General features: G+C 53.1%; 14 protein-coding genes. 5 read left to right on the plus strand and 9 right to left on the minus strand.

The window, feature by feature from the left end; all coding sequences use genetic code 11:
- Nucleotides 1–232 precede the first annotated feature (232 nt).
- Nucleotides 233–904: a hypothetical protein gene (locus tag NSQ73_RS17710; protein ID WP_340987482.1), complete on the plus strand. Its 672-nt coding sequence runs from the start codon at nucleotides 233–235 to the stop codon at nucleotides 902–904.
- Between the two features lie 83 nt (nucleotides 905–987).
- On the opposite strand, the gene NSQ73_RS17715 is transcribed toward NSQ73_RS17710, so the two are convergent.
- The 6 genes from NSQ73_RS17715 to rpiA form a co-directional block, all read right to left on the minus strand.
- Nucleotides 988–2,091, minus strand: a complete 1,104-nt coding sequence (locus NSQ73_RS17715; RefSeq protein WP_340987483.1) for a DUF4179 domain-containing protein — start codon at nucleotides 2,089–2,091, stop codon at nucleotides 988–990.
- A gap of 296 nt (nucleotides 2,092–2,387) precedes the next feature.
- Complete coding sequence (locus NSQ73_RS17720) at nucleotides 2,388–5,546, minus strand: MMPL family transporter (RefSeq protein ID WP_340987484.1); 3,159 nt, start codon at nucleotides 5,544–5,546, stop codon at nucleotides 2,388–2,390.
- A complete protein-coding gene (locus NSQ73_RS17725; RefSeq protein ID WP_042136684.1) occupies nucleotides 5,543–5,995 on the minus strand; it encodes a MarR family winged helix-turn-helix transcriptional regulator in 453 nt (150 codons plus the stop codon). Before NSQ73_RS17725 ends, NSQ73_RS17720 begins: the two co-directional genes overlap by 4 nt.
- A gap of 212 nt (nucleotides 5,996–6,207) precedes the next feature.
- A complete protein-coding gene (locus NSQ73_RS17730) occupies nucleotides 6,208–6,648 on the minus strand; it encodes a GNAT family N-acetyltransferase (protein WP_340987485.1) in 441 nt (146 codons plus the stop codon).
- 136 nt (nucleotides 6,649–6,784) lie between these two features.
- On the minus strand, nucleotides 6,785–7,291 hold the full coding sequence (locus NSQ73_RS17735) for a VanZ family protein (protein ID WP_340987488.1): 507 nt from the start codon (nucleotides 7,289–7,291) through the stop codon (nucleotides 6,785–6,787).
- Nucleotides 7,260–7,940 carry a ribose-5-phosphate isomerase RpiA gene (gene rpiA, locus NSQ73_RS17740; protein WP_179093556.1) on the minus strand — a complete coding sequence of 227 codons (681 nt, stop codon included), beginning with the start codon at nucleotides 7,938–7,940 and terminating at the stop codon, nucleotides 7,260–7,262. The genes NSQ73_RS17735 and rpiA overlap by 32 nt, the downstream gene beginning before the upstream one ends.
- Nucleotides 7,941–8,012: 72 nt before the next feature.
- On the opposite strand from rpiA, the gene NSQ73_RS17745 reads away from it, so the two are divergent.
- The gene (locus NSQ73_RS17745) at nucleotides 8,013–8,210 is read left to right on the plus strand and encodes a hypothetical protein (RefSeq protein WP_340987490.1); all 198 of its coding nucleotides are present in this window, start codon (nucleotides 8,013–8,015) and stop codon (nucleotides 8,208–8,210) included.
- Nucleotides 8,211–8,271: 61 nt separating this feature from the next.
- Here the strand turns inward: NSQ73_RS17745 and NSQ73_RS17750 are convergent, their stop codons facing one another.
- Nucleotides 8,272–8,826, minus strand: coding sequence for a macro domain-containing protein (locus NSQ73_RS17750; RefSeq protein WP_336102828.1), 555 nt, complete (start codon nucleotides 8,824–8,826; stop codon nucleotides 8,272–8,274).
- The gene (locus tag NSQ73_RS17755; RefSeq protein ID WP_042136677.1) at nucleotides 8,810–9,253 is read right to left on the minus strand and encodes a hypothetical protein; all 444 of its coding nucleotides are present in this window, start codon (nucleotides 9,251–9,253) and stop codon (nucleotides 8,810–8,812) included. Before NSQ73_RS17755 ends, NSQ73_RS17750 begins: the two co-directional genes overlap by 17 nt.
- Before the next feature lie 238 nt (nucleotides 9,254–9,491).
- On the opposite strand from NSQ73_RS17755, the gene fsa reads away from it, so the two are divergent.
- The 3 genes from fsa (at nucleotide 9,492) to NSQ73_RS17770 (ending at nucleotide 11,949) form a co-directional block, all read left to right on the plus strand.
- Complete coding sequence (gene fsa, locus NSQ73_RS17760) at nucleotides 9,492–10,139, plus strand: fructose-6-phosphate aldolase (RefSeq protein WP_039298111.1); 648 nt, start codon at nucleotides 9,492–9,494, stop codon at nucleotides 10,137–10,139.
- A 148-nt stretch (nucleotides 10,140–10,287) separates the two neighbouring features.
- A complete protein-coding gene (locus NSQ73_RS17765; protein WP_340987491.1) occupies nucleotides 10,288–10,725 on the plus strand; it encodes a MarR family winged helix-turn-helix transcriptional regulator in 438 nt (145 codons plus the stop codon).
- A gap of 12 nt (nucleotides 10,726–10,737) precedes the next feature.
- Complete coding sequence (locus tag NSQ73_RS17770) at nucleotides 10,738–11,949, plus strand: MFS transporter (RefSeq protein WP_076245492.1); 1,212 nt, start codon at nucleotides 10,738–10,740, stop codon at nucleotides 11,947–11,949.
- A gap of 236 nt (nucleotides 11,950–12,185) precedes the next feature.
- Here the strand turns inward: NSQ73_RS17770 and helD are convergent, their stop codons facing one another.
- The gene (gene helD, locus NSQ73_RS17775) at nucleotides 12,186–14,543 is read right to left on the minus strand and encodes an RNA polymerase recycling motor HelD (protein WP_340987492.1); all 2,358 of its coding nucleotides are present in this window, start codon (nucleotides 14,541–14,543) and stop codon (nucleotides 12,186–12,188) included.
- Between the last annotated feature and the right edge of the window lie 185 nt (nucleotides 14,544–14,728).

Here is a 14,728-nt window from a genome sequence, read left to right on the forward strand (position 1 = left end):
AGAGAATTAATTGAATACAATATGTAAGAGCTTATATAGCTATGAGACAATATAACTGTACACAAAGCTTAAGTCTTACCCTACAGGCTGTCAATTGTAGTGCCATTAAACACTGCATAATAAGGCCATGGCCTTAAAAAAGGAGGATATGGTATAATTGCCCTGCCATACTGCTCTAATTCTTGCAGGAAGCTTACATAAACACAACTATAACGGAGGGAATTCATTATCCATGATTAAAATTCTAGGTTTCCTGCTGCTGTACCGTCTGCTCGGCAATCCATTTCTGGCTCTGATCATTCTGCTCGTCGTTCTATATTTCGTAGACCGCCGTTATGTGGGCATTCTGCCCAGCTTCTCCAAGCCTTTCCGCCGCAGCCGCCAGATTTCCAAACTGCGCTTGACCATTGCACAGAACCCGAATGATGTAACCGCCAAATTCGACCTTGCCCGGCTGCTGACAGAGCGCAAACGCTACAGCGAGTCCAAGGAACTGCTGATGGCCATCGCCGACCGTTATGAGACCTCCGCTGAATACTGGGTAGAACTGGGGTACGCCAACCTCAAGCTTGGCCAGCTTCCCGAAGGAGAAGCCCAGATGCTCAAGGGACTGGAGATCAACCGCAGGGCGCAATACGGCCAGCCTTACCTTCGACTGGCCGAAACCTTCCGGCATACGGACCACGACAAGGCCCTCTACTATGTGAGCCAATTCCAGGAGATTCAGACCTCCTCCAGCGAAGCTTATTATCTGGCAGGTTCCATGTACAAGGCGTTGGGGCGCGGGGAAGATGCCAAGCGTGCTTTTGCCGAATCGCTTGCCGTCTACCGGACATTACCCAAATACAAAAAACGTCAGGAGCGCGGCTGGGCCCTGCGCAGTTATTTCGCTAAGCTGCGCTGAGCGGCAGATTATAATAATACAGGACCTTTACCGCAAACAACCTCCGGCTGCTGCACGTTACCGTGCCCCGGAGGTTGTTTGGGTTATTTTACAGGAACCGTTATTTCAAGTTCAGGAATATATAGCTTATGCCCGTCTTTCCAGACGTAAGGTTTGATTATGATACTCTCCGGCCTGTTCTCAAAAGGTTCAAAGACACTGCTCTGTGATATCGTATGCCCGTTACCGCTACTGCTGCCATCTACCATAACGGCCTCTTGCCATTGCCCATCCCACAGCTCGAACCAAAAAATGAAACTCCCCTGTTGCTTGTATTTATCTGGAATGGCTTCCTCTATAGCCTTGATATCCGCTCCGGGGTCTCCCGTAACTTCAGTTAGCAGCCGGGTCGATGTTTGGCTTAGTTCCAGCCGCGTGACCCGCAAATGAATATGGTCATGTACCTTGACCTCTCCGGGAACAAGCACAAGATCGCCCAAAGTATTCTTGCTCACCGGAAACTCAAAGCGGAATGGCTGATCAATTCCATTAATAGAGACCAACATGGTGAGATCAAATTGCTCAGGGAGATGCAGATTAACTTCACTCAGTGCTGTAACGATGACAGAGTCAGGTGCACCCGTCCCTCCCGAAGCCATGGCATTTCCCGTATTCACCGATTTTCCGTTCACCCGAAACTCAATATTATTGATTCCTCCCGCTTCCTCACCCATACGGGTCAAATCTAACCATTTCCCCTTGTCACCGCCGTCTGCCTGAGCACGGGTAAGCACCAATGACAAGCGGCTTCCGTCATACATTTGTTCCGACACACTGATTGTCGTCCCGTCCTGAGTAACGCTCTGCTGAATATTTGTGGTTAGACCTGCTTTATTTGCTTTTTGAAGCCCTGCATCTCCTACAAGATTAAATACACTTTCCATGAAGGGCAGCTGCTTCAAGGTCTCTGCCATTGCCGGAGAGATGAACCCCAGGCTAATGATGATCCCCAGCCCCGCAGCCACTGACGCTGCACTGATTATCACCCGGAACAGACAGCTGCGTTTGCTCCTGTGTTTGGAGATGTCCTTGTCTGGAGTCTCCTCCAAGTGCGTCAGGCGATCAGCGGGCTGGAAGAGTGCCTTCAGCACGGTCTCCTGCATGGCGTCCGCACAATCCTCGTCATTCCTGACCATGGACTTCGCCATACTGTACATCCGCCTATCCAGACTCTTCACCAGTTGGATGAAGACCTCACTGTCGCCTGCCTGTGCACGCTGGACCAGATCCTCTTGTACGGTATCCAGGGTAGATCTCCTCCCTTCCTTCGGGATGCTGCTGCTTCCCGCTTGTTAGTTTGTATATATCTGTTTAGATGAAGCACAGGCGCATAAGGTTACCTCAGTACGAACATTATTTTCTTTTCTTATGTAAACAGCAAAGAACAGGCTCCATTAAACCGGAAGCCTGCTCTTTATTGTATCCTATCAGATAATACTGAACCTTAGAGATTCAGGGATTTCGGCTTTTCCTCTGCAGCTGCAGTACTGAACGGCCACCAGTTGGCCCGGCCGAACAGCCGCACCATTACCGGCACGAAGAACGGAAGGAACAGCAATGCGTACAGGGCCAGACCCGAGAGCACCACGGTCGCAATCTGCATCATCGACAGCACCCCTGAAGGATACATCGAGGCGAAGGTTCCGCCAAGGATAACAACGGCTGACAGAATTACCGTCCCCATATTCCGCATGGCATGCAGAATGGCTTCACGCACATCCCATGTTTTATTCTCATTGAACCGGGCCATCAGGAAGATACTATAATCTACCCCGAGGGCAATCAGCATGACGAAGCTGAAGAACGGAGTCGTCCAGGTGATCCCGGAATAGTTCAGCAGATGGACGAAGATCGCCTCCGTTACGCCAAGTGCCGTAAAGTAGGTAATCAGCAGGGAGATAATCAGATACAGCGGCATAATGATTGACCGGAGCAGCAGCACCAATATGATGAAAATACCGCCCAGCATCAGAATCACCGTCCGCGTGTAATCCTCATTAGAGATTTTCTGCAAATCGCTGTAGGTGCTGGTCACGCCGCTCATGGCTGTCTCCGCATTCTCCAGCTTCGTACCGGCCACGGCGCGGTCCACTGCCGCCTGGATATCCCCGACACTGTCAATGGCTTCAGCACTGTATGGATTCTCAGCGAATACAACATCCAGTGTCATGACCTTGCGGTCTCCGGACAGATAGGTATCAAATACCTGCTGAATGCCGTCAGCTTCAAGCGCCTCTGCCGGTACGAAGAACCCGCTCAGCTCGTCATCCTTGGCATCCTGAATCTGCTTAAGGTAATCCTGTGCGGAACTCAGGCCGCCTGTGATTTGTCCCAGGCCATCCGCACTTTGTGTAAGACCATCTGTCAGCTGGCCGAGCTGGCCTGTAAGCTCACCGAAACCATCCGCGAGCTGCTGCTGTCCGCCCTGCAGCTGATCCAGCCCGCTGGTGATGGACGGAAGCTTGCCGACAATCTGCCCCTGTCCGTCTGCCGCCTGATTCAAGCCGGATTGCAACTGGCCGATACCGGCCACCAGCTGATCCAGCCCCTTCGCCAGCGCGGATTGGCCTGCTGCCGCTTTGGCATAACCGGCATTGGCTTCGCTCAGGCCCGCTGCCGCCCCTTTGAGCTGGGCCGATATCTGGCCCAGCCCTCCGGCCAGCCCTGCAGCTCCAGCGCCGCTCTGCGTCACTATACCTTTGATCGTCTGGTAATTGATATCCTGCAGCAGCTCCGGATGCGCGGACTCAAGTCCGGTGAAGGAGCCTTCCAGGCCTGTCAGTGCATCTGCAACACCCTGAAGCTGTGTCTGCAGGCCGGCAAGCCCTCCATCCAGCGCCGTCAGGCCGCTGCCGATCTTCTTGTAGCCTTCGAGCAGCGCGGTATTGGCCGCTGCCAGCTGTTTCGCGCTTGCCGCCGCCTGCGAGAGGCCGGCCTTAATCTCTCCGGCTCCGGCTGATCCGCTGCGGATGCCGTTCTCAATACGTGACAAGCCGTCACCCAGCGCATCGATGCCTTCCTTGAGCTCAGCTGTACCTTCCGTCAGCTTGGCGCTCCCGGATGCGGCCTCTGTAAGTTTCGGCCCATTCTCTTTCAGCTGCTCGCTTGCTTCTGCAAGCCCGCTCTGAATTTTGGTTAAGCCTTCATTGCTCTGATCCAGCCCGTCGGCGAGCGTAGCGACCTGGGTAGGGATCAGGAAGTCATTAATTTGCTCCCCGGTCGGACGGGACATGCTGCGCACAGCCTTGACTCCGTCCACCTTTTCCAGCTCACGGCTGATTTTCTCGGCCAGGCCCATATATTCAGCCGTATCCATCCGGTCATCATTCTTAATGACAATCTTGCCCGGCATCGACTCACCCGGACCGAAGCTCTCCGAGATAATGTTGAAGCCTTTGACCGACGCGTAATCCGAGCCGATTTCATCCATGCTGTTGAAGCTCAGCTTCCCGCTGTATGTAAGCAGGAACGGCACAACGATGACTGCCACAATCAGCAGCGCAGCCCAGGGTCTCTTCAGGGAGAAGGAGCCTGCCGCCCCCCAAATCCGGCTCTCGCTGTGCTCCAGCTTGCCGCGTGACGGCCAGAACAGCTTTTGGCCCAGCACCGCCATGAAGAACGGTACAATCGTCACGAGCGCCAGCAGCATCACGGCAATCCCGACAGCCACCGCGACCGCTGAACGGTACAGCATGAATTTGGACAGGCCGATCGCCAGGAATCCGACGAACACCGCCAGCCCTGAATAGAATACGGTACCGCCCGCTTTACGGTAAGTAGAGATAATAGCACTTTGTGTATCCTCGGAATGGGCAAGCTCTTCCTTGAACCGGCTGATCAGCAGGATGCAGTAATCCGTCCCGATCCCGAACATAACAGCGACCATGAATATCTGTGTGAATGTGGACAGGGGGAAATCAAACCGGTCCACCAGAAAAGCCACAACCGACTGTGACACAATATAACTCAGCCCCACGGTAAGCAGCGGCACAAACGGCGCTACGAACGAGCGGAACACAACGAACAGAATGAGCAGAATAAAGACAACTGTAATGTATTCCGACTTCTTCAGCCCGGCTTCCGAGCTGGCAATCGTATCTTCTGTAATCAGCCCTTCACTGGTCATATAGTGATCAGCGGTGACGTCACCCAGCAATGCCCCGGCCTTGGCCGGCAGCTCTTTAACCTCTTCCTCTCCGCCCTGCACCGACAAAGCAACCATGATCGTATTACCGTCTTTGGCAATAAGGGTATCCTTAAGTTCAGGCTGTGTAAAAGGATCGGTGATCGCACTGAGATTCAGGGAACCCTTATTCGCGGCCAGCTTCTCAACGCCTTGCTTAATACTCTCGGTGTCCGCAGCCTGCAGGCCCTCCGGCTTGTTGAACACAAGCGCAACCTGATGTACCGTTTCCCCGCCTTTGGCTTCTGCCACTTCCTTCATGATCTCGGCGGCCTTTGACGAAGTGTATCCTGCCGGGACCGAGATCTGCCCCTTCTCCCGTACCAGATCGGACATAGCCGGGGCGGTCAGGAATAACACTACTGCCACCGCCAGCCATATAGCGATAATTGCCCATCTTGCTTTTAAAATGGTTCTCAATTGTTTCTACCTCCTGGTTCCTGCATCAGAAATGCCAGCTTCTCAAACATCGTAATGAACCGCTCGATATCATGATCCTCGAAGTGGAACAAGTAGGGGGAGATAACCTCCTGCATCTGCTTCTCGGAAGTACTGTAGACACTTTTGCCATGCTCCGTCATCGTCAGATACACCTGCCGGCGGTCATTCTCATCACGGGTCCGCTCAATCATTCCCGCTTCGTCCAGCCGGTTGATAATAGCCGTAATTGAGCTCTTGCCCACCGCCACTGCCTCAGCCAAATAGGTGGAGGTACACTTCTCCTGTCCGGCAATCAGCCGGAGAATCAGGAACTGGTCATTCGTCAGCCCTTCGCCAAAAATATCCCTGAGTCTGGCATTAATCTGCCTGGTCACAACCATATAAGCGTCCACGTAACGGTTGATCCATTCCTCTGCATCCTTTTTCATGCGGGTTCCTCCTTTACAAAATAATAGTTCACGTGTAGAACAGTTTCACAGTAAAACTATATTGTCCTATTCTTGAAAAGTCAACCGCTGATCATGAAATTTTACATTCCAGCGCAAAAACAGCCACCCTGCACCGTAAAGTGCTGAATGGCTGATCTCTTCCCATATAATCTGTCAGTAATTTTCTGTTACGTTGAGGCCAGCCTTCCGCTTTACTCCTCGTCCTCGGTCTCTTCAACCTCGTACACACAGCGGAACATTTCGATTCCGGCTGCGTTCTCGCCCAGGCTGTATACCATAAATCCAAGGCTGCGGTAGAATTCCGCGGCAATCTCATCTTCGGTCTCCGCCACCAGATAACGCGGCTGACGGGTCGTCACCAGCTCCAGAATCATCCCCCGCGCATAGCCCTTGCCCCGGTTCTCCGGCAGCACTGCAATATGGCGGATATCCAGCGATCCGTCCTCAGTCTCTTCAAAGCCGGTGAGGCCGAGCAGCAGCCCTTCCTCCTCCCAGCCGCATAGCTGCAGTGCCGCTTGCTCCCGGTATTCTGCCGAAGTGCGCTCCAGCGCATCCGGATCATCTATAACCGCATAAGCCAGCAGTTCGTTCACCTCAGGGGTTCCGACAAGCGGCTTCAAATCAATCAACATTATTTGACCTCCTAAAAGTTTGTTTAGCACTTCCCACCATTAAGCGGCTTCCTGCAAGCCTGCTTCGAAAGCACATGCTTAAGTGGGGAATGTTCTCCTGTTGCCGGTGAGACCAAAGGTTCAGAGCAGCCTCCGCCTATCCCCGCACCAGCCGCAGCAGTGCATATCCCGCCCATACCCCCAGCAGGTTAAGCAGCAGATCATCAATATCCAGGCTGCCCGCCCGCAGCAGCATTTGCATCAGCTCAAGCACTATTATACATAGAACGGATACTAGCGTTAACCGCAGCAATGAGCGGTAAGCGGTGCTAACCAGAGGCAGCAGGATGCCAAAAGGAACAAACACGGCAACATTACCCAGCAGGTTAACCAGCCGCCCCGAGTAAGACACTCCGTTACTCATATCAAAATACAGACGCATGGTGCGCAGCGGCTCCAGATTGTAGCGCAGCGGCCCCTCTGTCTGAAGCGTCCGTCCAAAGCCGAGAAACATCCAGTAGATCAGCACTGCACTGTATATGAGTAGCAGCAGCCAGGCCAGTATCCGCCGCCCCGGGGGCAGCTTCTGTCTATTTGCCGCCGGTTTTCCTTTCCGGTGGTGTTTACGCTTGTTAGAGATTGCTCTCACCTTCAATGATTTCAATGGTGCCGTCATTCTTGCCGATCACTGCCATATCGGCAATGCCGATGAACAGCCCGTGCTCCACGACTCCCGGAATACGCTGGAGGGCAAGCGCCAGATCAGCAGCCGAGTCAATAGCCTCGAAGCGGCAGTCGGCAATATAGTTGCCGTTATCCGTCTTATACAGCTCACCGCCGCTGCGGCGCAGCTCCGGCTTACAGCCAAGCTTGGCCAGGTCAGCGACAGTCCACTCCCAGGCAAACGGCACAATCTCAACCGGCAGAGGGAATTTGCCAAGTGTGGTCACGGCCTTGCTCTCATCTGCGACCACAATCATACGGGTGCTGCCCATCGCAACAATCTTCTCGCGGAGAAGCGCACCGCCGCCCCCTTTGATCAGCTGCAGTGCACCATCAAGCTCATCCGCACCGTCAATGGTCAGATCCAGAGAATCCACCTCTCCAAAGGCAACCAGCGGAATTCCCAGCTCACGGGCCTGATCCTCCGAAGCCTGCGAGGTAGCCACTGCCGTGATCTTCAACCCTTCACTAACACGTTCACCCAGCTTGCGGATGGCCCAGTAAGCCGTAGAACCGGTACCCAGCCCTACCTTCATTCCGTCCTGTACGTACTCGACGGCTTTCTCTGCTGCCAGCTGCTTAACATTGATACTCATTTTATTACCCCCATGTTATCCGTTATAATGAACCAAGTACAATAATGCACACCAGGAGGATTCCGGATGAGAACCGAAAATCAGATTCAATCCAAAATCAACGAATTGACGCTTCAGCGCAGATCTCTGGAGTCGCGGCTGGCACCCTTGTCTGCCGAAGATCCGCAGCGGGCAGCGCTGAATGTCCAGATGACCCGGCTGGAAGATATGATGATGATGCTCGAATGGGTACTGAACGCACCCACGGGTAAATATCACGCCTAACGGGTAGTTAAGGACAATATGTAAGCCCGAACAGATCAGCAGGCAGGCCTACACTGTCAGCTCAGCTATAATCTTTGAGCATGGCCTCATATAGTATGGCATTGTCATGTTCAAAGCAGATAAATTCAATCCGCTGCAGCGGGAGCTCCGCTGATGTCCGTTCACGCACATAAGTCACGACTGAATCCAGCGCCGTCTTGCAGGCCAGCTCTTTGGGGAAGTTATAGATTCCTGTACTGATGTTCGGAAAGGCGACACTCCGTGCCCCGTAAGAGCATGCCAGACTGAGGCTGCTGCTGTAACATTGGGATAAAATAGCCGTCTCGCCTGCAGCGCCCCCTTTCCAAATCGGTCCTACGGTATGAATGACTCCCCGGAACGGGAGAAGACCTGCTGTGGTTACCGCGGCTTGTCCCGGGAGTATCCCGCCTTGCTTCTGCCGGATTACAGCGCATTCTTCCGCAATCCGGGGGCCGCCTGCCCGGTGAATCGCACCGTCCACTCCCCCGCCCCCGTAGAGGCCTGAGTTGGATGCGTTCACAATCATCTCACCCTGCCAGGCGGTAATATCGCCTTCACTTACTGAAATCACTACATTGTTAACTGTGATTTGCATGTTCGGCCTCCTGTTTCGCCGCAGTCTCCAGCGCTTTAATCAATTCCTTCTCCCCCCTGCGGACAGCCTTGCCCGGAAAAGATAAATGTTCAAACCGGACTCCCTGCATCGCGGCCTGGCGGAGATTGCTGAGCATATAATTCTGCGCGTCGGACAACACCATCTCGCCCCGTCCGGCAGCAACCCTGCACAGCGCATGCGTGATGAAGGACTCTCTGTCCGCCCCGTCAAACAGCGTGAATTGAAACAAAGGGACTGCTTCCGGCAACTCCTCATTCGGAGAGAAAGTCTGATGATATACAGAATACATCAAATGGCCGGTATAGGCTCTGGATGAATCATTCTCCCGTTCAGCAAGCATTCTGCTGTTCTGAAAGGCAATAATTCCGGCGGCGAACAGCAGAAACAGCACCACACTTCCAATCAAAGTAAATATTCCCTTCACCGCCAATCGCATGAAATGGACAATACCGTTTCTATATTATCATGTAGAGAAGTCTGCCGTGAATGGCCCGGAGGCAAGAAATGTTTATTTAAGCGTTTCATCTATAAAGTTATTTTGAGATATTCAAATTAACAGTTGAAACTTCCCGTGGCATGTCTCATAATGAAGTGGAGCAAACTGATTTGTCAATCCATACGAAATCAAGGGAGGATACCTGGAAATGAAATTTTTCTTGGATACCGGAAATATTGAGGAAATCAAACGTATTACCCGCCTCGGATTAGTGGATGGCGTAACGACGAACCCGTCGCTGATCGCCAAGGAAGGCAGATTGTTTAAAGATGTTATCCAAGAGATCGTGGCGATTGTACCCGGTCCGGTCAGCGCCGAAGTTATCGGTCTCACAGCGGAAGAAATGCTTAAGGAAGCTTACGAAATCGCTGAATGGGCTCCGAACGTCGTAATCAAGCTGCCAATGACTGAAGATGGTCTTGAAGCTTGTTATGAACTGACCAAGAAAGGCATCAAAACTAACGTTACGCTCGTATTCTCCGCTGCTCAAGGCCTCATGGCAGCCAAAGCGGGAGCTACTTATATCAGCCCGTTCGTCGGACGTCTGGACGATATCGGTGTTGACGGCATGAAGCTGATCAAGGATCTGAAGACCATTCTCACTAACTATGGCCTGAAATCCGAAATCATTGCAGCCAGCATCCGCAATATCGCCCACGTAGAGCAAGCAGCTATTGCCGGCGCTCATATTGCTACCATCCCGGGTTCACTCTTGCCTTCCCTCTGGAAGCACCCGCTGACAGACAACGGTATTGAGCGTTTCCTGAAGGATTGGGAGAAAGTGCCGCAAGTTTAAAATCATAAAGGTTTATTAGTTTAAGCCCCCTTCCGCGAAACGCGGAGCGGGGCTTTTTGTTATTTGGCGTCCCGCAAATGCCTTGACCAATTTGCTTGTTGTAATTATAATTGTCATAACAACTAATTTTTCGAAGGAGCATTTTTTTATGCCGCATTCTTCTCCGCAGCAATTTCTCGGTTTCCTGCTGGGCTCCACCCACCGCAGGATTACCACCGGCTTTGCCAGGGCTCTGAAGCCTTATGATATTACTCCCGAGCAATGGTCGGTCCTGCTCATGATCTGTGACTGCAGCGGGATCAGCCAGAAGGAGGTAGCCGCTGCTGCCGCCAAGGACCAGCCGACCACTGCACGGATCGTTGAGCTCCTGCTCAAGAAAGGATTCATCAGCAAGTCCATGAATCCCGGTGACCGCAGGGCTTTTCAGCTCTACGCCACAGAAGAAGGGCAGTCGCTAATCGGAAATACGCTCGGGCTGGAGCAGCAGACCATTAATACTGCTGTGGCCGGGCTGAATCCGCAGCAGCTTGAAGAGCTCCGCAGCATGCTGGAGCTGATCTACCACAACACTAACCATCAAGAATAGGAGCACACACCTTTGAGCAATTCAACAGAACGTCTATGGACCAAGTCCTTCATTACTCTCACCCTATGCAATCTGCTGCTGTTCACCGGCCTGCAGATGACCTTATCCACCCTTCCGGCGTATGCGGAAGGCACACTGCATGCAACTTCCGTGCAGGTCAGCCTCGTAACCAGCCTGTTCGCACTCAGCGCTATCGCTTCCCGTCTATTCTCGGCCAAAGCCATGGAGAAGGGCGGCCGTAATCTGCTGATCTTCCTCGGACTGTCCGTTTCACTCGCGGCCGTAGCCGGCTATTACTTTGCAGGCAGTATCGCTGCCCTGCTGCTGCTCCGGATGTTATTCGGCGTTGGCTTCGGAATGGCCAGTACTGCCTTTCCGACTATGGCATCCGACGTAATTCCTGTCCGCCGGATGGGTGAAGGCATGGGCTATTTCGGGCTGTCCACCAGTCTGGCAATGTCCGCCGGTCCGCTGATCGGGCTCAGCCTGCTGCAGGGACCCGGCTTTGGCTCCCTGCTCCTCGGCGCAGGAGCTGCGCTGGCCATTATCTTCCCGCTGGGCTACCGCCTGGCCAAGACCTTGCCCCCGCAGCACAAAGAGCCCGCAGGAGTACCCGTTGCTGCCTCCGGGGGCGGGGCGTACCGCAGGCTGTTTCTTCCCTGCCTCCTTAACTTCCTGTTATCCATCTCCTATGGCGGACTGATTGGCTTCCTGGCGCTCTTCGGAGCTGAGAAGAGCCTGCCCCACGTAGCCTACTTCTTCCTGTTCAATGCCGTGTCGATTGTGATTATCCGTCCGCTGTCCGGCAAGATTTATGACCGCTTTGGCCCGGCAGCACTGCTTATCCCGGGAAGCCTGTTTATCGCCGGCGGTTTGCTGCTGCTCTCTTTTGCATCAACGACAGCTGCCCTGTTCCCAGCCGCCCTATGTTACGGCTTCGGCTTCGGGTCGATGCAGCCTGCACTCCAGACCTGGATGATCCAATCCGTAGAACCGCGCCAGCGCGGACTGGCTAACGGCATGTTCTTTAACTCCCTTGATCTCGGAGTCGCCATCGGCACCTTACTGCTTGGTGCAATTGCCTTGTATACAAGTTATGCAGTTATGTACAGATATTCCATAATCGCACCTGTCCTGCTGCTCGTAATCTACCTCTTTGTCTATGCATCACAGCGCAGCAGAAGACGCCACTCCCCTGCACAGGAAGTGATCAGCCACACGTAACCCCCGCTATAGTCCAAATACCTTCCAATGCCCCCATGACATCAGCAGCAGCGAACCATCGGCGGTCCAAGTTCCACTCCGGTGAACCGAATGCTGCTGTACAGGGCGGCACTCATCGTTTACAACACCTTTTATTGTGGTTATTGTGGTTGGTTCTGGAGTCTGATATTCGCCAGCGTCAAAAAAACCGCCCGGCGTTTACACGCGTAGACGGTTCTGCAGACAATCCATTGCTCTCAGTCCTGTAAAGCTCCTGCCGATACAGTCTCACGCACCGCAGCCGGAAGGAACGGATTAGGCTGACCCAGGCTGTAGATATGAAGCAGATGCATCGCCCGGGTACAGGCTGTATAGAAAAGCTTGCGTTCATGCTCACGGCCATATTTCTCTGCGGAGCCATCGTAGATAATTACGGCATCGAACTCTACGCCTTTAGCCAGATAGGCGGGCAGCACCAGAGTGCCCTTTTGGAAATTAGGCGTCTCCTTGGTAACCAGCCTTACCGGCAGCCTGCTCTGCAGTTCATTATGCACCCGTGCACTTTCTTCCGCTGTTTTGCAGATAACAGCTACATAATGATAGCCCTGTGCATGCAGACTCAGCACATCCTGCTCCACCGAGGCCAGCAGGTCGTCTTCACTGTCCACGACCGTCAGCAAAGGCTCCTCGCCGCGCCGGTTAAACGGTACGATTTTCTCCCCTCCGGGAATCATCGCCCGTGTAAACTCGACAATCTCATAGGTAGAGCGGTAGCTGCGGGTCAATGAGATCACTTCTGTGTTCTCTTCGCCATAGATGCTGACCAGCCCGGCCAAATCCCCCAGCACCTCACCTTGCGCATAGATTGCCTGGTTGAGATCGCCCAGCACAGTCATTTTGGCCCGCGGAAAGAGCCGGCGCATGAATTCCAGCTGGAACGGCGAATAATCCTGCACTTCATCGACAATCACATGACGGATCAGTGTATTGGTGCGGAAGCCCTGACTGAGCTCCTTCAAATACAGAAATGGTGTCGCGTCTTCGTAGGCCAGTTCGTTCCCGGCAATGGTAGCCAGCGTGAAGCTGCAGATGTCATCCCATACATCAGGCAGAACCTGGCTGCTGTTCAGGCTGTCCATTAACTCCCGGTCGGTAAACAGCCGGCTGTACAGCCCCTTCACATCAACGAACCGTCCGCGTTTGGTCCACCCGCGCAGCGGCTTGAGGCGCTGGCTGACGATATAACGGGCGAGCATGATTTTCTCCGTTTCAAAATCATCAAAGCTATCATTATGCCCTCCGCCCTTGCGGCGCATCATATTGTAAGCACGCTGATAGTCGCTGTTGTCCATAAGCTCAATCTGGTCATCGACCCATGATGCGCTGCGTTCCTCAATGCTAAATGCTGCTATTCTTTTGAGCAGCCAGCCGGTCATCAGTTCGATCCGGTTAGCCAGCTTGATACCCGGGTCATAGCTATAGAACTGGCGCTCCATCTCTTCCTTGCCGACAACCGCACGCCCCTGGAACATCAACGGCTTGAACATCATGCCTTCGTGCTCCAGCAGGTTTACATAGCGCCGGATGACATCCAGGAACGATACGGAGGATTTATAGGTGATCCCTTCTCTGCGTATGGAGGCTTCCGGCCCATCCGGCGCGTTCAGCAGGCTCTCCGTCTGATTGAACACATCCTCCAGCTGAAACTCCTGTCCGAGCCGGTGCTCCAGATACATCTGGAAGGTGGTCTGCTGCATATTCTCTTCACCGAGTTCAGGCAGAACGGTTGATACATAGCTGTTAAACAGCGGGTTTGGTGAAAAGAGCAGCATCTGGTCTGCCTGCAGCACCTCGCGGTATTTGTAGAGCAGGTAAGCTACCCGCTGCAGCGCCGCTGAGGTCTTGCCGCTTCCGGCCGCACCCTGCACAACCAGCATTCGGCTTCTGTCGTTGCGGATCACCGCATTCTGCTCCTTCTGGATGGTCGCTACAATGCTCTTCATCCGGTCATCGGCGCTGTGGCTCAGCACCTGCTGAAGCAGCTCATCGCCGATCGTTACGCCGGTATCGAACATCACTTCGATCTCTCCATTATCGATTACAAACTGGCGTTTGAGCTCCATATTCCCCGTAATTAGTCCGCCCGGTGTGTCATAGGACGCCGGACCCGGCGCACCGTCATAATACAGGCTCGATATCGGGGCCCGCCAGTCGTAGATCAGGAAGGTTCCGTTATCCTCCATCAGTGAACCGATGCCCAGATAGATTTTATCTGCCGCAGCATCAGCTGATTCCGAGAAATCAATCCGGCCAAAGTAGGGGGATACGACCAGCTTTTTATATTTTTTGAGTGCTTTACTGGACTGCAGATGATGGCGTTCGCGTTCGTTCAGGATCTGCGCCTGCTGCCGCAGGCTTGTTGAGGTCTCGCCCAGATCGTCAGGACTGCTGAAGTTCACGGTAACTTCTTCCCAGAAGTCCTTACGCATATCCACGACATCCGTACGGTGGAGTCCAAGCTCCTCCGACAGCAGCCGGATGTGGGTAGATAACTGCCTGGTAATTCCGGTTACCCGCTCCTGCTCCTCTTGCCACTCGTGATCATGTTTATCCAATGCATTTCATCCCCTTCAGAAGGTTGACATTCATAATTCTACATGTTATAATTAAAATGAATAACTATGTTTTTTTTGAATTAGGCTTTATTTGATATCTTTTTATATTACCAACTCTTTAGCGCTTTTACAAGTTTCCGGCACAATTTATTTCTAAGATAAGAATTGCTTCACGCAATACATAA

The sequence above is a fragment of the Paenibacillus sp. FSL R10-2736 genome, from assembly GCF_038000245.1.
Taxonomy (GTDB): Bacteria; Bacillota; Bacilli; order Paenibacillales; family Paenibacillaceae; genus Paenibacillus_AQ; species Paenibacillus_AQ phytohabitans.